The 18,331-nt window shown below is 62.0% G+C and carries 27 protein-coding genes and 1 pseudogene; 13 read left to right on the forward strand and 15 right to left on the reverse strand.

Annotation, left to right across the window (positions count from 1 at the left end):
- From rplN to HMPREF2734_RS09365, 3 genes are all read right to left on the reverse strand, one after another.
- On the reverse strand, positions 1-369 hold the full coding sequence (gene rplN / locus HMPREF2734_RS09355; protein WP_070422727.1) for a 50S ribosomal protein L14: 369 nt from the start codon (positions 367-369) through the stop codon (positions 1-3).
- A gap of 326 nt (positions 370-695) precedes the next feature.
- Positions 696-950, reverse strand: coding sequence for a hypothetical protein (locus HMPREF2734_RS09360; protein WP_070570616.1), 255 nt, complete (start codon positions 948-950; stop codon positions 696-698).
- Between the two features lie 39 nt (positions 951-989).
- Positions 990-1,217: a hypothetical protein gene (locus HMPREF2734_RS09365; protein ID WP_070482515.1), complete on the reverse strand. Its 228-nt coding sequence runs from the start codon at positions 1,215-1,217 to the stop codon at positions 990-992.
- 197 nt (positions 1,218-1,414) lie between these two features.
- On the opposite strand from HMPREF2734_RS09365, the gene HMPREF2734_RS09370 reads away from it, so the two are divergent.
- From HMPREF2734_RS09370 to HMPREF2734_RS12395, 7 genes and pseudogenes are all read left to right on the forward strand, one after another.
- Positions 1,415-2,206, forward strand: a complete 792-nt coding sequence (locus HMPREF2734_RS09370) for a formate/nitrite transporter family protein (RefSeq protein ID WP_070422867.1) — start codon at positions 1,415-1,417, stop codon at positions 2,204-2,206.
- Between the two features lie 52 nt (positions 2,207-2,258).
- Positions 2,259-4,097, forward strand: a complete 1,839-nt coding sequence (locus HMPREF2734_RS09375) for a GTPase (RefSeq protein ID WP_246816815.1) — start codon at positions 2,259-2,261, stop codon at positions 4,095-4,097.
- The gene (locus HMPREF2734_RS09380) at positions 4,084-5,682 is read left to right on the forward strand and encodes a GTPase (protein ID WP_210384755.1); all 1,599 of its coding nucleotides are present in this window, start codon (positions 4,084-4,086) and stop codon (positions 5,680-5,682) included. The genes HMPREF2734_RS09375 and HMPREF2734_RS09380 overlap by 14 nt, the downstream gene beginning before the upstream one ends.
- Positions 5,683-5,703: 21 nt before the next feature.
- Positions 5,704-6,528: pseudogene (gene thiD, locus HMPREF2734_RS09385) on the forward strand (bifunctional hydroxymethylpyrimidine kinase/phosphomethylpyrimidine kinase); the annotation flags it as partial.
- 5 nt (positions 6,529-6,533) lie between these two features.
- Entirely contained in the window at positions 6,534-6,755 is a 222-nt protein-coding gene (locus tag HMPREF2734_RS09390; RefSeq protein ID WP_070422723.1) for an antitoxin VbhA family protein, read from the forward strand.
- Between the two features lie 62 nt (positions 6,756-6,817).
- The gene (locus HMPREF2734_RS12390) at positions 6,818-7,036 is read left to right on the forward strand and encodes a Fic family protein (protein WP_141750463.1); all 219 of its coding nucleotides are present in this window, start codon (positions 6,818-6,820) and stop codon (positions 7,034-7,036) included.
- 3 nt (positions 7,037-7,039) lie between these two features.
- The gene (locus HMPREF2734_RS12395) at positions 7,040-7,450 is read left to right on the forward strand and encodes a Fic family protein (RefSeq protein ID WP_371440435.1); all 411 of its coding nucleotides are present in this window, start codon (positions 7,040-7,042) and stop codon (positions 7,448-7,450) included.
- Between the two features lie 3 nt (positions 7,451-7,453).
- On the opposite strand, the gene glmS is transcribed toward HMPREF2734_RS12395, so the two are convergent.
- From glmS to rpsJ, 12 genes are all read right to left on the reverse strand, one after another.
- Positions 7,454-9,319: a glutamine--fructose-6-phosphate transaminase (isomerizing) gene (glmS, locus tag HMPREF2734_RS09405; RefSeq protein WP_070570620.1), complete on the reverse strand. Its 1,866-nt coding sequence runs from the start codon at positions 9,317-9,319 to the stop codon at positions 7,454-7,456.
- A gap of 110 nt (positions 9,320-9,429) precedes the next feature.
- The gene (gene rpsQ / locus HMPREF2734_RS09410; protein ID WP_070422720.1) at positions 9,430-9,714 is read right to left on the reverse strand and encodes a 30S ribosomal protein S17; all 285 of its coding nucleotides are present in this window, start codon (positions 9,712-9,714) and stop codon (positions 9,430-9,432) included.
- 2 nt (positions 9,715-9,716) lie between these two features.
- A complete protein-coding gene (gene rpmC / locus HMPREF2734_RS09415) occupies positions 9,717-9,956 on the reverse strand; it encodes a 50S ribosomal protein L29 (RefSeq protein ID WP_070422719.1) in 240 nt (79 codons plus the stop codon).
- On the reverse strand, positions 9,956-10,372 hold the full coding sequence (gene rplP / locus HMPREF2734_RS09420; protein WP_070422718.1) for a 50S ribosomal protein L16: 417 nt from the start codon (positions 10,370-10,372) through the stop codon (positions 9,956-9,958). Before rplP ends, rpmC begins: the two co-directional genes overlap by 1 nt.
- Positions 10,373-10,375: 3 nt before the next feature.
- Positions 10,376-11,119, reverse strand: coding sequence for a 30S ribosomal protein S3 (gene rpsC / locus HMPREF2734_RS09425; RefSeq protein WP_070422717.1), 744 nt, complete (start codon positions 11,117-11,119; stop codon positions 10,376-10,378).
- Positions 11,119-11,478, reverse strand: a complete 360-nt coding sequence (gene rplV / locus HMPREF2734_RS09430; RefSeq protein WP_070422716.1) for a 50S ribosomal protein L22 — start codon at positions 11,476-11,478, stop codon at positions 11,119-11,121. The genes rpsC and rplV overlap by 1 nt, the downstream gene beginning before the upstream one ends.
- A gap of 3 nt (positions 11,479-11,481) precedes the next feature.
- The gene (gene rpsS, locus HMPREF2734_RS09435; protein ID WP_018017481.1) at positions 11,482-11,757 is read right to left on the reverse strand and encodes a 30S ribosomal protein S19; all 276 of its coding nucleotides are present in this window, start codon (positions 11,755-11,757) and stop codon (positions 11,482-11,484) included.
- Between the two features lie 16 nt (positions 11,758-11,773).
- Positions 11,774-12,607, reverse strand: coding sequence for a 50S ribosomal protein L2 (rplB, locus tag HMPREF2734_RS09440; protein ID WP_070422715.1), 834 nt, complete (start codon positions 12,605-12,607; stop codon positions 11,774-11,776).
- A gap of 39 nt (positions 12,608-12,646) precedes the next feature.
- A complete protein-coding gene (gene rplW, locus HMPREF2734_RS09445; protein WP_070422714.1) occupies positions 12,647-12,952 on the reverse strand; it encodes a 50S ribosomal protein L23 in 306 nt (101 codons plus the stop codon).
- Positions 12,953-13,615: a 50S ribosomal protein L4 gene (gene rplD, locus HMPREF2734_RS09450; protein ID WP_070450615.1), complete on the reverse strand. Its 663-nt coding sequence runs from the start codon at positions 13,613-13,615 to the stop codon at positions 12,953-12,955.
- A complete protein-coding gene (rplC, locus tag HMPREF2734_RS09455; protein WP_070422712.1) occupies positions 13,612-14,268 on the reverse strand; it encodes a 50S ribosomal protein L3 in 657 nt (218 codons plus the stop codon). Before rplC ends, rplD begins: the two co-directional genes overlap by 4 nt.
- A gap of 35 nt (positions 14,269-14,303) precedes the next feature.
- On the reverse strand, positions 14,304-14,609 hold the full coding sequence (gene rpsJ, locus HMPREF2734_RS09460) for a 30S ribosomal protein S10 (RefSeq protein ID WP_034997227.1): 306 nt from the start codon (positions 14,607-14,609) through the stop codon (positions 14,304-14,306).
- Positions 14,610-15,126: 517 nt separating this feature from the next.
- Here rpsJ and HMPREF2734_RS09465 point away from each other — a divergent pair.
- Genes HMPREF2734_RS09465 through HMPREF2734_RS09490 form a run of 6 tightly spaced genes read left to right on the forward strand, consistent with a single transcriptional unit; the run spans position 15,127 to position 18,322 of the window.
- Entirely contained in the window at positions 15,127-15,690 is a 564-nt protein-coding gene (locus HMPREF2734_RS09465; RefSeq protein WP_224213080.1) for an Asp23/Gls24 family envelope stress response protein, read from the forward strand.
- Between the two features lie 2 nt (positions 15,691-15,692).
- On the forward strand, positions 15,693-15,995 hold the full coding sequence (locus tag HMPREF2734_RS09470) for a hypothetical protein (RefSeq protein ID WP_070570621.1): 303 nt from the start codon (positions 15,693-15,695) through the stop codon (positions 15,993-15,995).
- A gap of 57 nt (positions 15,996-16,052) precedes the next feature.
- Positions 16,053-16,253 carry a hypothetical protein gene (locus HMPREF2734_RS09475; RefSeq protein ID WP_070422710.1) on the forward strand — a complete coding sequence of 67 codons (201 nt, stop codon included), beginning with the start codon at positions 16,053-16,055 and terminating at the stop codon, positions 16,251-16,253.
- A complete protein-coding gene (locus HMPREF2734_RS09480; RefSeq protein ID WP_070570622.1) occupies positions 16,253-17,140 on the forward strand; it encodes an Asp23/Gls24 family envelope stress response protein in 888 nt (295 codons plus the stop codon). Before HMPREF2734_RS09475 ends, HMPREF2734_RS09480 begins: the two co-directional genes overlap by 1 nt.
- Positions 17,124-17,765, forward strand: a complete 642-nt coding sequence (locus tag HMPREF2734_RS09485) for an Asp23/Gls24 family envelope stress response protein (RefSeq protein ID WP_070570623.1) — start codon at positions 17,124-17,126, stop codon at positions 17,763-17,765. The genes HMPREF2734_RS09480 and HMPREF2734_RS09485 overlap by 17 nt, the downstream gene beginning before the upstream one ends.
- On the forward strand, positions 17,762-18,322 hold the full coding sequence (locus HMPREF2734_RS09490; protein ID WP_070422707.1) for a hypothetical protein: 561 nt from the start codon (positions 17,762-17,764) through the stop codon (positions 18,320-18,322). The genes HMPREF2734_RS09485 and HMPREF2734_RS09490 overlap by 4 nt, the downstream gene beginning before the upstream one ends.
- Positions 18,323-18,331: the final 9 nt, after the last annotated feature.

Below are 18,331 nucleotides of genomic sequence, written 5' to 3' on the forward strand. Positions count from 1 at the left end.
TTAGATCACCTCCGGTGCGAGAGACACAATCTTCATGAAGCGCTTGTCGCGGAGCTCACGAGCAACCGGGCCGAAGATGCGGGTACCGCGCGGCTCGGTGTCGTTCTTGATGACGACAGCAGCGTTCTCGTCGAACGAGATGTAGGAGCCGTCCGGACGACGGGTCTCCTTCTTCGCACGGACGATGACAGCCTTAACGACCTCGCCTTCCTTGACGTTGCCGCCCGGGGCAGCTTCCTTCACGGTGGCGACGATCGTGTCGCCGATGCCGGCGAAGCGTCGAACGGAACCGCCGAGAACGCGGATGCACAGCAGTTCGCGTGCACCCGTGTTGTCGGCGACCTTCAGACGCGATTCTTTCTGAATCACAGTTGGTCTCCTGACCTGGGTCAATGTGCGCCAGATTTCCGTCCTGCACGCACGTGGTCAATGTTCTTGCAGCCTATTGCTTATCGACGAACCTCGTGCGCTCGTCCCTCGCACACGAGGAGAGCGCAGTCTGGTCGAAGGGTCTCGGACGCTTCACTCGGAAACGCGTGTCACGCCCGACCAGCAGTAGACAACTGGAGTATTTAACCATGAGCAGCGCCGATCGCCCAAATTGCCGCTAAATCGTGTCGCCTGAAGATACAAAAATCGCCCCACCCCGAAACTTAGGGGTGAGACGATGAGTGTGCCGCAGCGTTAGCGCAATTTTAGACGGTGCTAGCAGCAACGGCGCCGAGGCCGAGCACACCAGTGAGCGACAGGATGGTGATGATCCAGCCCACGGAAGACAGGGCAGCTGGAACCAGCAGCAGGTTCGGGGCCAGCGGGCCACCGAGAGCGCGCATCTCATTGATGACCTGGTTGAGCGGCTCCGGGTAGGTAGCAGCCTCAGCGACAGGAGCACCAGCACCGATTGCAACAGATGCCGCAAGAGCAACAGCGGCGAGACGACGGAACTTCATGTTCGTTTCCTTTCAGGAGAGGTGTGTACGTGTCGCGGCTTACTTAGCAGCAGTGACGATGGACTGAATGATCGAGATGACAACGTTCAGCGAAGAAAGCGCTGCCGGCAGCAGAATGATGTTCTGGGCTTCCCAGCCACCGACCTTGTAAATCTCGTACAGAACACGGTTCAGCGGTTCCGGAGCAGGCTGAGCGGTAGCAGCCGGAGCAGCAACAGCAACGGTGGTTGCGACGGCCGCCGCAGCAACAAGACGACGAAGCTTCATGTGAGTCTCCAATTTTCTTAATGAACGGTAGGCATCGGCCGCAGCTTTAACGACCTTGCCCACCGAACATTACCGTGACGTTTTACAGTTTTTGGCAGAATTCTCATTTTCTTTCACGATTTTCCAAAGCTTTCCAATCGCCGAATAGGTATTACCACATTTCCTTTTAAGATAGTACCTCTTGTACATTGGAGGGCGTGAGTTTCTACGAAGCCGCCCCCGAGGCAATCAAGAATAAGGTCGATCTGTTCTCGACAGAACCTGCCCGATTTGCCACGCGCTCCGTGCTCGCGGGCGTGTACCTGGGCATCATGACGGCATTCGCCGCATCCACGGCACAACTACTCGACGGCTACGCCCCCGGCTGGGGCAAATACGCCTTCGGTGCCATCTTCGCGTCAACGCTGTACATCATCATCGTCTTGCAAGGCGAACTCGCCACAGGTGACATGATGTTCATGACCTATGGCGCCATCCATAGGCTCAACACCATCACCCGCGGGTTCCTCCTCGTCTTCTTTGTCACCGTGTTCAACCTCATTGGTGCAGTGGCGATTTCATGGCTGATTTCCCGGACCACCATGGGCCAGATGGTCGAGGTGGACGGATTCCTCCACGATTTGCTCGTCGCCAAGCTGCAAAAATCCAGTTCCACCCTGTTCGTTGAAGCGATCCTGGCAAACGTCGTGGTCAACATCGCCTTCATGCTGGCCACCCAGGCCGGCAAGGACTTCAGCGCGAAGCTGTGGGGGGTCATCCTGATCATCCCGTCGTTTGCCACCATGAGCTACGAGCACTCCATCGCGAACTTCATCCTCACCAGCCTGGGCGGGTTTACGCTCGGCCCGGAGACGATCGAGGGCTTCACCAACTGGAACGTCATCCGCAACTGGGTGGTCGTCTGGCTGGGCAACTTCGTCGGCGGCGGGTTCATCATGGGCGGCCTCTACGGATGGCTGAACCTGACCAAGACCGGTTACAAGGACTAACCAACAAGGACTAACTCCCCTCACCCTGGGTGTCTCTGCCAAAATGAGACGGGTGAGTACCCAGACACCTGACGTCCTCGAAGCTGTTCGCAGTGTTCGCGATGCCCTCGCGGACACTGCCTTACCTATTGATGCAGCCCCAGAGGCCCGCGCAATTGTCAACCAGCTCGACGACTATGTCCTGCCCCGCCTCGCCAACCTGGACGCGCCGCTGCTCGCCGTGATCGGCGGCTCCACCGGCTCTGGTAAGTCCACGCTTGTCAATGCATTGCTGCGCGAGCGGGTTTCCAACCCAGGCGTTATCCGCCCCACCACCCGGCAACCTGTGCTTGTGGCAAACCCCGCGGATGCTGATTGGTTTAACTCCCCACAGGTTCTCCCCGGCCTGACTCGTTCGCACGGTGAGGGCAACGAGCAGTCGACGACACTTCGAGTCGTGGATACGCAAAGCGTGCCCGAGGGCCTTGCGCTTCTCGACGCCCCCGATTTCGACTCCATCGACGACAAAAACCGCGCCCTGGCAAGTCAGCTCCTTGCGGCTGCGGATCTGTGGGTGTTCGTCACCACCCCGGCGCGCTACGCCGATCAACTTGTGTGGAACTTCCTCCACGACGCCGCTGGCCGCGGCATTGAGGTTGTGGTGGTCCTCAACCGCCTGGACGAAAAGGCTGCCGAAACCGTGCCGGACGATCTGCGCCGCATGATGAATGAGGCTGGCTTGCACGACGCAACAGTCTTTACTGTGCCGTTCGTCGCGGACCTTGGCGCGGAGAAGTCTGGAGAGTCCGGGGAGTTTCTCGCCGAAGACCTTGTCGCTTCACTGCGCGATTACCTGACCACGCTCGCCGAGGACACCGTCGCCCGGCGCGACGTGGCTGGCAAGACTGTGGCCGGCGCGGTTCAGACTGCGCTTGATCGAGTGGATACCTTGGTCGGCCGCCGTGAGCGTCAGGAGGCGTTTGCCAACCAGCTCGACGCATCGATCCACGAGTTTTACACCACCGCCAACCGTCAGGTCATCGACGCGACTTCCGACGGACAGTTGCTGCGCTCCGAGGTCATGGACCGCTGGCAGGACGTCATCGGTACCTCTGACGTGTTCCGTGGCTTCGAGCGCTGGTTCAGCAGCGCAATAGATAAGGTGGGCAGTTTCTTCACCGGTCAGCCCGCTCCCCTGCGTGAGGTGGAGACCGAGATCGAGTCCGGTCTGCACGCAGTCATCGTCGATGCTGCCGAATCCGCAGCATCGCGCGCCTGGGCGCATACCGGCGCGGTCGCTCCTGAGCTGCGCACCGACGCCGATCCGGCTCTCGCACGCGCCAGCGCCGACATTTCCGAACAGGCGGCGAAACTGGTGCGAGACTGGCAGCAAGAACTCGTCGGACACATCCAGGACACTGCTGGCGATAAGCGTCAGCGCGCCCGTCTCATGTCCTTTGGGCTCAACGTGGTCACCGTGGCACTCATGCTTACAGTGTTCGCCTCCACCGCAGGTTTGACTGGCGGCGAGGTGGCCATCGCGGGCGGTTCTGCGGTACTTGGCCAGAAACTTTTGGAGACCATCTTCGGCGAAGACACGGTGCGCCGCATGGTCACTCAGGCCCGCAACGACCTCAACGAGCGCCTTGGTGGACTCTTTGCTGCCGAGCGCGACCGCTACCACGTGTTCACCGACCCGTTGCTCGAAGGCGCAACGGCCGAGCAGATCCGCGATGCCTCCCAGCAGGCTCGCCGGGCGGTGGATGCGAAGCTGCTGGGGGTCGTCGACAAGCAAGTGCCTGCGCGTATCGACGACACCCCCAACGACGACCTGAACAACAGCGCCCTGCGTGGCCTGTTTGACCAGCTTCGCGGCAACTTCCGAAAGGGGTCCGACAATGGCGCTGTTTAGCAAAAAGATTGGGCTGAGCAAACGGCTGAGCGCGCTCGAGGACGCTGCCGAAATTGGTGCACCGTACCTGTCCGGCGAGCAACGCGAACGCCTAGAACGCGTGGCCAAGGCTGGCGCCGAGCGTCGCGCCCTGTCCGCCGAGCACACCGTCGTGGGCTTTTTCGGCGCGACCGGTTCCGGTAAAACCTCGCTGTTCAACGCCGTTGTCGGCGAGGACCTGGGCAAAGCAGCGGCGCGCCGCCCAACCACGTCCTCTCCCCTGGCCGCAATCTGGCAGCCGGAAGGCTCTGAGGAACTCCTGGGCTGGCTCGGCGTGGAAGACCGCCGCGAGCGCCAAGGCGAGTTTGCCAAAAATGCTGGCCCGCTGATCCTGCTGGATCTTCCCGACTTCGACTCGGTAGAGGCCTCCAACCGCGTCATCGCCGAACGCCTCGCCGGCCAGGTCGACGTGCTCGTGTGGGTGTCCGACCCCGAGAAGTACGCCGACAGTGTCATCCATGACCAGTTCATCCGCCCGCACGCGAACCACTCCGCGGTCACACTGGCAGTGCTGAACAAAGCCGACCTTTTGGCGGAGCGCGACGTGGACACCGTAGCTGGCTCTTATGCGGGCTTGCTTCGCGACGACGGCCTGACCAACGTCCACGTCATCCCCACCTCCACCCTGACCGGCGCTGGTATCGAAGACCTGCGCGGCGCGATCGCGCGCGTGGCAAAGGCCCACAATGCGCAGACTGCCCGCATCGAGGCCGACATCGCCTCCGTTGCCGCCCCATACGCCGGAACGAAGGGTGCCGGTGGTGTGGACAAGCACGCCAAACGCGACCTCGACACCGCACTGACCAAGGCCGCGGGTGCAGAACGCATCGCGGGCATCACCGCTGCCGCCTACCGCAAACGCCTGCGCCAACGCACCGGCTGGCTGCTCACTTCCTGGATCACCCGCTTCAAACCCGACCCGCTTCGTCGCTTAGGGCTGCGCGAGGATGCCGACGAACTGGGCGTGCACCGCACCTCCATGCCGGAACTCGACGCCGCCTCGAAAGCCGTGGCCAACTCCGGCCTGCGCAACTACGCCACCGCCGTCGGCGCTGGCCTGCCCCACGAGTGGGCTGCTGCCGTGGCGGATCGTTCCGAGGAGATCTCCACCGGCCTTCCCGCCGAACTGGATCGCGCTGTGGCCCGTGCGAAACTGCCCGCGGAGCCGTCCAAGGGGTGGGCAGTGCTGACCATCTTCCAGTGGTTTGCGCTGCTCGCCGCCCTGGTTGGTGTGCTGTGGTACCTGCTGGTCGCCTTCGTCCCGGGCGTGCTCACACCGCTGCTGGGCACCGACCTGGTGCCGGATGTGGAAGGCTGGCCGATTCCTACCCTGCTGATCATGGCTGGCTTACTCACCGGTGTAATCATCGGATTGATATCCGCGGCCTTCGGCGGCGTGCTGGGCTCTGGGGTGAAACGCCGAACACGCAACGCCATCCAAAAAGAGGTGGCCGCAGCCTCCGAAACTGCTGTGTCCCAGCCGCTGTTGGCCATCCGCGAGGACTATTCCCGTTTTGCCGAGCGCATCGCCCTCGCCGCTGGGTAGTTCCGGGTAGCGTCAGTGCCTATGGCACGCATCCCAAGAGTTCTCTCCATTGCCGGCACCGACCCCACAGGCGGTGCCGGCATTCAAGCTGATCTGAAGTCCATCGCCGCCGCAGGTGGCTACGGCATGTGTGTGGTCACTGCGCTCGTCGCCCAGAACACGCAGGGCGTGCGCGAGATCCACACCCCACCCCAGTCATTCCTGCGCGCGCAGTTGGATTCCGTGTTCGACGACGTCACAGTCGACGCCGTCAAGATCGGGATGCTGGGCGATGTGGACACCACCCGCACGGTCTCCGAGTTCCTTTCGCAACACCCCGTCCCGGTCGTTGTTGTCGATCCCGTCATGGTCGCCACCTCCGGCGACCGCCTCCTCACCGAGGATGCCGAAGACGCCCTGCGCGCCCTCGTTCGTGAGCACGCCACCGTGGTCACCCCGAACATCCCCGAGCTCGCAGTGCTTTGCGACGACACCCCCGCCACCACATTCGACGAAGCGGTTTCCCAGGGTCGTCGATACGCAGCAGATGCGAACGTGTCCGTCCTGGTCAAAGGCGGGCACCTCACCGGCGACCACGCCTCCAACGCGCTGATCACCCCCGACGGCGACACCCACATCGCGGACGTGCCCCGCGTGCGCACAAAAAACACCCACGGCACCGGCTGTTCCCTCTCCGCAGCCCTTGCAACCCGGCTTGTTCTCGACGACGCCCCCGCCGCCGTCGAGTGGGCTTCCGCCTGGCTCCACGAAGCCATCGCCCACGCCGACGACCTCGAGGTGGGCCAGGGTCACGGGCCGGTGCACCACTTCCACCAGCTCTACCGCCTCGCCGAACCGCTAGAATCACCTGCATGACTGACCCGCGCAACGAAGATCAGAAGGTCGCCGCCGTGAACGCCTCCATGATCATGGCGGGCCAACCCATGTCCGCCGAGGACGAGGCGCTTCTGCGACGCCAGCTGCGAGGAGATATCTCAGCCGACGAGGCCGTGTTGCAGGTGCTCGAAAGGGAGGGCCTGGGAAACACGCCTCGCGCACGTGAACTGCGGCAACGCATCACCGGGGCTGCCTAAACACCGTGGCACGACGAAGCAACGAGGTCCCGGAAAACCTATTCGGGCTAACGGACCCAGTTTTGCTGGACCGCATCGCTGGCAACCTCGCACTTCAACGACTCGGCGAGCTCGAAAACGGCCCACTGCTGACCGAATTCACACGTGAATCCCTACAGTCCACACACCACTACCTCATGCAGGACATTTACCCCTGGGCGGGCCAGATCCGCACCGAGGAAGTTAGTGCGATGGGCATGGCGATGTGTCGAGCGCGATACGTTGAGGCTGAACTCGACTGAGTGATGGGTCGGATCGCGAAACTGCCGGTCTCCTGCGATGACAAGTCTGCTGCGGTAAACACCGTCGCGGACCATTGGAGCGAATTGACAATCGTGCACCCGTTCCGGGACGGTAATCCGCGGACCCAACGCTTCTTCTTCGATCAAATGCTGCGTGCTTCCGGTTGGGCAGTCGACTGGACACGCATCGACGCCGCAGAAGCCCACGCCGCCCGCTACGTCGGCGCAGCGACGGCTGACCCCTCATTTCTGGCAGAGGTCCTCACCCCGGGAGTATTCGCGCCTGATGCGTTGCCTGACAACACGGGTACGCTCAGCGCGACACAGGGGCAGCGGGCTGGTGCTGCGGAGATCTTCCACCAGATGATGAAATACCGCAGCGCCAATCCCGGGGCGCCCTGGCGCGGTCGGTAGCTTCTACTCCACCGTGACGGACTTGGCCAGGTTACGCGGCTGGTCCACGTTCAGGCCGCGTGCTTCTGCGACGGCGCAGGCGAAGATCTGCAACGGGATCGTCGCCAAGAGTGGCTGCAGCAAACCCGGGGACTCCGGGATGCGGATGATGTGGTTGGCAAACTGCTCCACATCCGTGTCGCCCTCTTCCGCGATCACGATGGTCACGGCACCACGGGCGCGCACCTCTTGGATGTTGGAGACGACCTTGGCGTGCAGGTTGTGGCGCGACTTCTTCGACGGCACGATGACGAACACCGGCTGGCCTTCTTCGACCAGCGCGATCGGACCGTGCTTCAACTCGCCTGCAGCGAAGCCCTCGGAGTGCAAATAAGCAACCTCCTTGAGCTTCAGCGCGCCCTCGAGGGCGACCGGGAAGCCGACGTGGCGGCCAAGGAAGAGCACGGACTTTGCATCCGCCATATCCTGGCCCAACTGCTTGACCTGGTTTTCGTTGTCCAGCACGCGCTGGATCTTCTCCGGCATCAGCTCCAGCTCGCCGATGATCTGACGGATCTCGTCGGCGTACTTGTTGCCACGCACCTGCGCCAGGTACAGCGCCAGCAGGTACGCCGCGACAATCTGGGAGATGAACGCCTTCGTCGACGCCACAGCGATCTCCGGGCCTGCGTAGGTGTACAGCGACGCATCCGCCTCACGCGGGATCGAGGAGCCCACGGTGTTGCAGATAGCGACGACCTTCGCGCCCTGCTCACGTGCGTGACGGACAGCCATCAGCGTGTCCATGGTCTCTCCGGACTGGGAAACGGCAACGACGAGAGTCTGCTCGTTGACAATCGGGTCGCGGTAGCGGAACTCGTGGGCGAGCTCCACTTCCGTCGGGATACGGCACCAGTGTTCGATGGCGTAACGCGCCACCTGGCCCGCGTACGACGCAGTACCGCAAGCGACGATGATGATTTTGTTGATGGAGCGCAGCACGGATTCGTCGATACGCAACTCGTCCAACATCAACTTGCCATCTTCGTCGAAGCGACCGTAAAGCGTGTCGCGGACGGCACCCGGCTGATCATGGATCTCCTTCTCCATGAAGGAGTTGTAGCCACCCTTCTCCGCAGCGGTGACATCCCACTCAACCTTGAACGGCTTCGCCTCGGCGGGGGTGCCGTCGAAGTCAATCACGTCGTAGCCATCAGCCGTCAACGTCACAATCTGGCCGTTGTCCATCTCCACCGCGTCACGGGTGAACTCAATGAAGCCAGCGACATCGGAGCTCAGGAAGTTCTCGCCCTCGCCTACACCGATCACCAGCGGGGAGTTCCAACGCGCCGCAACAATGCGGTCTGGATGGTCCGGGTGGATGGCGAGCAGGGTGAACGCGCCCTCCAGACGGTTCGCTGCCAACTGCATCGCACGGGTCAGATCCCCGTCCGCTTCCGTGTTGTAGATATCCAGCAGCAGCGTGCCAGCAACCTCAGTATCGGTTTCAGACTTGAAGGTGTAGCCCTTCTCTGCGAGCTCAGCCTTCAAATGCGAAAAGTTTTCGATGATGCCGTTGTGCACCACTGCCATACGGCCATCTCCCACCACATGCGGGTGAGCATTCGCATCCGTCGGACCGCCGTGGGTCGCCCACCGGGTATGCCCGATGCCCAGGTTCGATGCTGCGATGGGGTTGTTAGCAATCTCCGCTTCGAGATCCGCTACCTTGCCGGCCTTCTTCCGGCATTCGATCGACTGGTCGTTCACCACCGCAACACCTGCGGAGTCGTACCCGCGGTATTCGAGGCGGCGAAGACCATCGATGATTACGTCTTTCGCGTCACGCGTTGTCGCGTTTGCGCCTACATATCCAACGATTCCACACATGCGGGAAATCGTACCCTTGTGTAAGGGCGCAGAAAAAGTTGAAAACGCAAAAACCGCCCCGGGTTGGTAGCCAACCCGGGGCGGTGGAGTCGTCGAGAAGCGACTAGCTTTTAGCGAGCCTTCTCGATGATGTCGACGAGACGGAAGTGCTTGTCCTTCGACAGCGGACGCGTCTCCTCGATGTGGACGAGATCGCCAACACCAGCGGTGTTGTTCTCGTCGTGAGCCTTGACGCGCTTCGTGGTACGCACGATCTTGCCGTAGAGGGCGTGGGACTTGCGGTCCTCAACCTCGACGACGATCGTCTTGTCCATCTTGTCGGACACGACGTAGCCACGGCGGCGCTTCTGCACGGCCTTGTCCTTGGTGTTCTCAGTCACGTTTGCCTCACTCATGGTTATGCCTCAGCTCCCGTGGACTCCGGGACGACGGACAGACCAAGCTCACGCTCGCGCAGCACCGTGTAGATGCGAGCGATGTCGCGCTTCACGGTGGAGATGCGGCGGTTGTTGGTCAGCTGGCCGGTTGCAAGCTGGAAGCGCAGGTTGAACAGCTCTTCCTTCGCCTCGTTGAGGCGGCCCTTCAGCTCGTCGTCGTTGAGCTCGCGGAACTCAGATGCGGGGGTACCGTTAGCCATTAGAACTGGTCCTCCTTCTTGATGACGCGGACCTTGCACGGCAGCTTCGCGCCTGCACGGCGCAGCGCCTCAATGGCAGTTTCCTCGTTGGGGTAGGACATTTCGAACAGGATGCGGCCAGGCTTGACGTTGGCCACCCACTTCTCCACCGGGCCCTTACCGGAACCCATACGCACGCCGAGCGGCTTCTGGGTCAGCGGACGATCCGGGAAGATGTTGATCCAGACCTTGCCACCACGCTTGACGTGGCGGTTGATAGCAATACGGGCAGACTCGATCTGGCGGTTCGTGATGTACGCCGGCTCGAGGGCCTGCAGGCCGTAGTCGCCGAAGTTGATCTGGTTGCCACCCTTGGACACGCCAGAACGGGTCGGGCGGTGCTGGCGGCGGTATTTCACGCGCTTAGGGATGAGCATGAATTAGCCCTCCTTCTTCTGCTCTGCCGCCCGGCGACGCTGGCCGCCGCGGCGCGGGCGACGGTCGCCACGTCCACGACGATCGTTGCTCGGTGCATTGAGCTCAGACTCGCGGACGCCACCGACGACGTCACCCTTGTAGATCCACACCTTGACGCCAATGACGCCGAAGGTGGTGTGTGCTTCTGCAGTGCCGTAGTCGATCTCCGCGCGCAGCGTGTGCAGCGGAACGCGACCCTCGTGGTAGCGCTCGACACGGGACATTTCCGCGCCGCCGAGACGGCCGGACGTCATAACCTTGATGCCCTTGACCTGCGGGTTACGCATAGCGGACTGGATGGCCTTACGCATGGCGCGACGGAACGCGACACGGTTGACCAGCTGCTCGGCGATGGACTGAGCAACCAGGGTGGCGTCTGCATCGACGTTCTTCACCTCGAGGATGTTCAGTGCAACCATCTTGCCGGTCAGCTTCTCCAGCTCACGGCGAATACGGTCAGCCTCAGCGCCGCGACGGCCGATGACAATGCCCGGACGTGCGGTGTGGATGTCCACACGGACGCGGTCGCGGGTGCGCTCGATGACAACATCGGAGATGCCAGCGCGCTCGAGGTTCTTCTCGAGCCACTCGCGGACCTTGATGTCCTCAGCGACGTACTCGGCGTAGTTCTTGTCGGCGTACCAGTGGGACTTCCAGTCGGAAGTGATACCCAGGCGCAGGCCGTGTGGGTGAATCTTCTGGCCCATTACTTGGCCCCTTCCTTGGACTCGACAACAACGGTGATGTGAGAGGTGCGCTTCCGGATCTGGAATGCGCGACCCTGTGCACGCGGCTGGAAACGACGCATGGTCGGGCCCTCGTTTGCGTAGCACTCGGCAATGACGAGCGTGCGCGGATCCAGGCCGAAGTTGTTCTCCGCGTTGGCTGCTGCGGAAGCAACAACCTTTGCAACGTCCTTGGACGCACCCTGCGGGGCGTACTTCAGGATGGCGAGTGCCTCAGCAACCGACTTGTTGCGGATGAGAGCAAGCACGCGGCGTGCCTTCATCGGAGAGACGCGAACGAACTTGGCAGTCGCGGATGCAGTGGTGATGGTGTCAGCCATTGCTTATCGACGTCCCTTCTGTTCCTTGACGTGACCCTTAAAGGTCTTGGTCGGTGCAAACTCGCCGAGCTTGTGGCCAACCATGGACTCGTCCACGAACACCGGCACGTGCTTACGACCGTCGTGGACGGCGAAAGTGTGACCGATGAAATCGGGGAGAATGGTCGAACGGCGCGACCAGGTCTTGATGACCTGCTTGGTGCCTGCCTCGTTCTGAGCATCCACCTTGTTGAGGAGGTGCTCGTCGACGAACGGGCCCTTCTTAAGGCTACGTGGCATGTCTGTTTACCTCCTCTTAGCGCTTCTTCGAGCGACGACGTCGCACGATCATGTTGTTGGAATAGCGGTTCGGGTTGCGGGTGCGGCCTTCCTTCTGGCCCCACGGCGAGACCGGGTGACGACCACCGGAGGTCTTGCCCTCGCCACCACCGTGCGGGTGGTCGACCGGGTTCATAACCACACCACGCACGGTCGGGCGCCAGCCCTTCCAGCGCATACGACCAGCCTTGCCCCAACGGATGTTGATCTGGTCAGCGTTGCCGACCTCACCAACAGTTGCACGGCAGCGGATGTCCACGCGGCGGATTTCGGAAGACGGCATACGCAAAACTGCGTAGTTGCCTTCCTTACCCAGCAGCTGGATGGACGCGCCAGCGGAACGAGCCAGCTTTGCGCCTGCGCCCGGCTTGAGCTCCACAGCGTGGATGGTCGTACCGGTCGGGATGTTGCGCAGCGGCAGGTTGTTGCCAACCTTGATGTCCGCGTTCGGACCAGCCTCGACGATGGTGCCCTGCTTCAGGCCCTTCGGGGCGATGATGTAGCGCTTCTCACCGTCGTAGTAGTGCAGCAGTGCGATGTTCGCGGTGCGGTTCGGGTCGTACTCGATGTGAGCAACCTTTGCCAGCACGCCGTCCTTGTCGGAGCGGCGGAAGTCGATCACACGGTAGCGACGCTTGTGGCCGCCGCCGCGGTGACGAGTGGTGATGTGGCCGTGGGTGTTACGGCCACCCTTCTTCGGGAGCGGGCGCAGCAGCGTCTTTTCCGGGGTCGAACGAGTGATCTCGTCGAACGCGGACACGGAGCTGGCACGGCGACCCGGAGTTGTCGGCTTGTACTTACGAATAGCCATAGTGGTTCCTTTTCTATCGTCTCTTCAGCGAGCCGCGGGTTACGCGGTCGCACCGCCGAAGATGTCGATGGAGTCGCTGCCCTCGCGGAGAGTGACGTAGGCGCGCTTGGTGTCCTTACGCTTACCGAAACCGGTGCGGGAGCGCTTGCGCTTGCCCTCACGGTTGACGGTGTTCACCGAAGCGACGTCAACGCCGAAAATCTCTTCCACGGCAATCTTGATCTGGGTCTTGTTCGCGGACGGGGACACGTAGAAGGTGTACGTGTTCTGCTCCATCAGGCCGTAGCTCTTCTCAGAGAGCACCGGGGCGATGATGATGTCGCGCGGGTTAGCGATCTTTGCCATTTACTTCTCCTCCTCCGCAGCGGCGGCAACAGCTGCGCCGCGGTTGATGAAGGTGTGGAGTGCCTCGACCGAGAACACAACGTCATCAGCGTTGAGGACGTCGTAGGTGTTCAGCTGAGCCGGCTCAATGATCTGGACGCCCGGCAGGTTCCTTGCGGAGAGACGGGAATTCTGATCATCACGGCCGATCACCAGCAGGACCGACTTGCGGTCGGTGAGGCGCTCGATGAATGCACGAGCGGACTTCGTCGACGGGGTCTGGCCCGGGACGAGATCCTCCACGATGTGGATGCGCTCGTTCTGCGCACGGTTGGTCAAAGCGCCGGCGAGGGCAGCCTTGATCATCTTCTTTGGGGTGCGCTGTGCATAGGAACGCGGCTGCGGACCATGCACAATGCCACCACCGGTGTAGTGCGGAGCACGGATCGAACCCTGACGGGCGCGACCGGTGCCCTTCTGGCGGAACGGCTTCTTGCCGCCGCCGGAAACCATGCCGCGGGTCTTCGTTGCGTGGGTGCCCTGGCGCTTAGCAGCAAGCTGTGCATTCACAACCTGGTGCATGAGTGCCACGGATACCTCGCGGTCGAAGTACTCGGCCGGCAGGTCGACGGAACCCTTGGTAGCTCCGTCTGCGGTGTGGACGTCAAGCGTCAGCTTCGTCATGCGTGAGCACCGCCCTTCACTGCGGTCTTGACGGTAACAACGGAACCCTTTGCGCCAGGGATGGCGCCCTTGATCAGGATGAGGTTGTTGTCGCCGTCGATGCGTTGAATCTTCAGGTTCTGGGTGGTAACGCGGTTACCGCCCATGCGGCCAGCCATACGGGTGCCCTTGAACACGCGACCCGGGGTCGCGCAGGCGCCGATGGAACCCACACGACGGTGGGCAGCCTGGTTACCGTGGGAAGCACCCTGGCCGGCAAAGCCGTGGCGCTTCATGGCACCGGCGTAGCCGTGGCCCTTGGTGGTGCCTGCGACGTCGACGAAGGTGTCGCCTTCGAAGATCGTTGCATTGAACTCCTGGCCGAGCTCGTAGCCCGAGGTGTCGTCCATGCGGATCTCAGCAACGTAGCGACGCGGGTTGACGCCAGCCTTCTTGAAGTGGCCAGCCTGCGGCTTCTTAGCCTTACGGGGATCGATGTCGCCGTAAGCGATCTGGATGGCGGAGTAGCCATCGGTCTCAGGGGTACGGATCTGGGTGACAACGCACGGCCCAGCCTCGACGACGGTAACCGGGATAACGCGGTTCTCCTCGTCGAAGATCTGGGTCATGCCGAGCTTCTTGCCCAGAATGCCCTTGATCTGGTTGTCAGACATGTGTTAGTTCTCCACTACTTACGTTGGGGATTGCTCTACTGGATGTTCACGTCGACGCTGGCCGGCAGATCAATGCGCATAAGCGCGTCTACCGTCTTCGGCGTCGGGTCGAGAATGTCGATGAGGCGCTTGTGAGTGCGCATCTCGAAGTGCTCGCGAGAATCCTTGTACTTGTGGGGAGAACGAATCACGGCGTACACGTTCTTCTGGGTTGGCAACGGCACCGGGCCGACGACGCGGGCACCCGTACGGGTGACCGTCTCGACGATCTTCTTCGCGGATGCGTCGATCGCCTCGTGATCGTAGGCCTTCAGCCTGATGCGGATCTTCTGTCCCGCCACGCTTACCTCTTCCTCGCATCCCCACGTTCAACTCTCGCTTCGCTCGAAGTTGAACGAAGTGAAACGAGAGAGAAGCGGTGGGGTTTGTAGCTTCTAGTTTCTCTATAACGTTGTCCGGGCTGGGCCCTTGGCTCAACGCCAGTGTCTTTTCTGACTGTCATGACACATCCGGAAGTTGAGACCTGCGCAATAAACGCGCCGACGCTCAGTGCTTCCGCCAAGGCACGTTGTTGGCCGACACGTCATCGTCGACAAGCAATATGCCCGGGTATCAGACACGGAAGGGTGCGTGACCCTCGCGTACTGCCGCTGTTTATTTGCCATGGCCCCTTCACCGGTCTTCCGACTGGAAGGTGTCATGTTTGCCGAGCCACCGGCCGACTTCCGTCAACCCATGTCAAGGCAACCTGCGTATTAAAACACAAGGTTGCCACCAACGCAAGCCCGCTTGACGACGACAACCTGTGTACCCTTGTTCCCATACCGTGCGCGTCATCTATATAGGCGCACTCGGAACATGAACATCACAGTTGAAAGGACCGTCATGGCCGACCAGAACGCAAACAACGCTGCAAACAACACTGCAAAGAACACCCCAGCAACCACCTCGACCGCAACCGAGACCGAGAAGCAGCGCCCGCGCAACGAAAACCTCGAAACCGAGCACGGCAGCACTGTTATCGACGACAACGTTGTTGGCAAGATCGCCGGCATCGCAGCACGCGAAGTCTCCGGCGTCCACAACCTCGGCGGCGGCGCAGCCCGCATGTGGGGCGCAGTCCGCGAGTCCCTGACCTCCTCCACCAACGTCCAGCAGGGCGTCAACGTGGCAGTCGAGGACGGCCACGCATCCGTCGCAGTTGCCATCATCGCCGAGTACGGTGTCGCCATCCACGAGCTGGCAAACGCCATCCGCGAAAACATCACCGTCGCCATCACCCGCATGACCGGCCTGATCGTCGACCGCGTCGATGTCACCGTCCACGACGTCAACCTGCCGGAGCAGGAGACCGCAGGTGAGAACTACGACGACGGCAACTACCAGGCAGTCAACCAGTCTGTAAACCAGCAGATCCAGTAATCATGGCCAACACCCCCGTTACCCGAGAGGTTGCGGAGGGCGTCCGCGACGCCACACTCGCCGTCAACGGAGTAGCAAAACTCTACGGCGGCCGACTCGGCGAAATCGCAACCTACTTGCCGCACCAACGCATCGAAGGCATCCGATCTGCCTCACGCAACGGCAAAGCGGGCCTCGAAGTCCACTTCACCTTCGACGTCGCCTCAGGACGCAACGTCCACGAGGTCGCCGAAGACGTACGCGCCGCAGCACTGAGCGCTTCGGACGCCGAGTTCGTGGACGTCATCGCCGGCGATGCGCAATAGCAGCAACACGGGCTACGCCCCCGCACCTCACACAACAACCCGAAACGTGGTTTAACAATGAATCTCTTTGCCAACAAGGCACTGACCGGCGTCATCATCGGCGTCATCGTTGCCTTCTTCGTCACATTCGGTGGCTGGGCCGGCCTACTCTGGCTGCTGCTGTTTACCATCCTCGGCGGCGTAGTAGGCGCCCAACTCGACGGCCGCCTCGACCTAGCCAGCATCATCGGCAACGGAACCGGCCGGAGCAATAGCTGATGGACACTTCCTTCTACCACGTCAGCGAACGCACCATCGAGCGCGTGGCGGAAGTGGCGGCCTCAACAGTGCCGGGATCCCGCAACATCGACGCGAAATTGGCGGGCCTGGCGGGCCGCAGCCTTCCGCGCATCGAGGCACACATCGACCGCACGACGGGCCTTGTCGCCATCGATGCCGAGATTGCCACGTCCTACCCCGCGCCCGTCGCGGCGATTACGGACGCTGTGCGCGCCACCATCATCGCCCACATCCGCACCCTCGCAGGGATGGATGTCTCCCGCGTCAACGTCACCGTTGCCAACGTCGAATCGATCGACGATGGTTCCCGTGTGACCTGGGACGATGTTGCGACCCACGATGCTTTCATCATCCCAGAGCCCATCCAGGTTTCTCCCACCGAGATCACGCACCCCGTGACCAGCGAGCGCGAGGAACTGGCGCCGATCGAAGCGCGATCGCTTGTCGACGACATGCGTGCCGTCACCACACCAACTCCCCCAAGCGTACGAACACCGAAGCAGCCCCAACCGGTCACCGTTTCTGGCGTTGATGTGCCCGAGCCACTCGAGCCGTTCGCCCCAGAGACGCCCATGCCCGTGGCTCTGCGCGCCCCGTCGCTGCCAGCGTTGCAGCCCCTCGCCCCGATCGCTGTCAAGGCGTTCGGGCACATGCGGCCGGTTGAGGTGCCGTGGCAGCGACCGTTGCGCGATATCACCGTAGATAGGCAGCCGCTCAAGCCGGTGACAATCCAGCCCAGTGCGCGCCCAACAAGCCCGCGCGGCCCGGCTCCGAAGCCCGTGGTCATCCCACAGGCCCCACAGCCGAAGCCACTTCAGCAGATCACGATAGAACCGGTGGTGAAGTACTATGACCGAACCAACTAGCGCCCGCCCAGTCGGGCCACACCCCGGCGACGAACCGCTAGGCACCCCTGCATCGCGCTGGATCGCAGTCCTCATCAGCCTGCTCCTCATCGCTTTAGCGGGTGTCGGCGCGCGTGACCTCTGGTACTACACCTACGAGTCGGAATCACCCGAGCAGTCCTGGTTTGGTCGCGCGTTTGAGTTCCTCGGCTCGTTCACCACAGAGATCCCCGCCGTCATCATTGCGTGCCTGCTGGCCTTGGTCGGCCTTGTGCTCATCGTGGTTGCGCTCAAACCCCGTCCGCACCGGTTTGTCCGAGTGAACTCCCCAGTGTCTATCTGGACCCGTCCCGTCGATGTGGCACGAAAGTCCACCAACACAGTTCACAGCGACCTCGGTGGCGAGCAAGTACGCTCCAAGGCGACCCGCAAGTCGGTCAAGGTACAGGTTGTCGACGACGGCTCCGGCCCCGCAATGCAAGAACGCATCACGCAATCGCTCAACAGCGAGCTCAAGAGCCTCGCCGCGCCTCCTGCGGTGTCCGTGAAGGTGTTGCCTAAGGAAACGCCTCAGGCACAAGTCGCCACCACGACGCAGTCGACGCCCGAAGTGTCCGACGTCCGTCCCCTGGAGGTGCACCGATGACCAAAACATTGAGCTTCTTCAACCGTCTGGTCACGTTCCTGCTCGGCCTGTTGATGGTCGTTGTGGCCCTATTCCCCATTGCGGAGTACTGGGAAATCCCGTACCTGAGCGATTTCCTCCGCGACATCGACCGCAGCCGCGTGACGTACCTCGCCTACGAGGACTGGTATACCAAGGCGCTTATCGCCGCCGCTATTGTCCTGGCCGTGTTGGGATTGTGGATCTTGCTTGCAAATCTACGCTCCCGCGCGTTCTCCAACGGCAACATCGTGCCAGCCGATGCCGCGCACGGTGACACGGTAATCAACGTTCAGCGCGTCGCCGAGGCAGCCTGCAACACCATCCAGCGTCTCGACGAAGTCCAACGCGCCGACAGCCGCGTCGCTATGGTCGGCCAACGCCCGACCGTCACGTTCACCGTCACCGCGAACCCGAACTACCCGTTGGAAAGCGCCATCCGCGCTATCGAGGCCGCAGACGACGATTTCCGGCTCGCAAGCCACACCATGGACATCGATACCGTATGGAAGCTGCAATTCGATAGGATCTCCGCCTAAACGCGGCTT

The sequence above is a fragment of the Corynebacterium sp. HMSC055D05 genome (genome assembly GCF_001810365.1).
Taxonomy (GTDB): domain Bacteria; phylum Actinomycetota; class Actinomycetes; order Mycobacteriales; family Mycobacteriaceae; genus Corynebacterium; species Corynebacterium coyleae.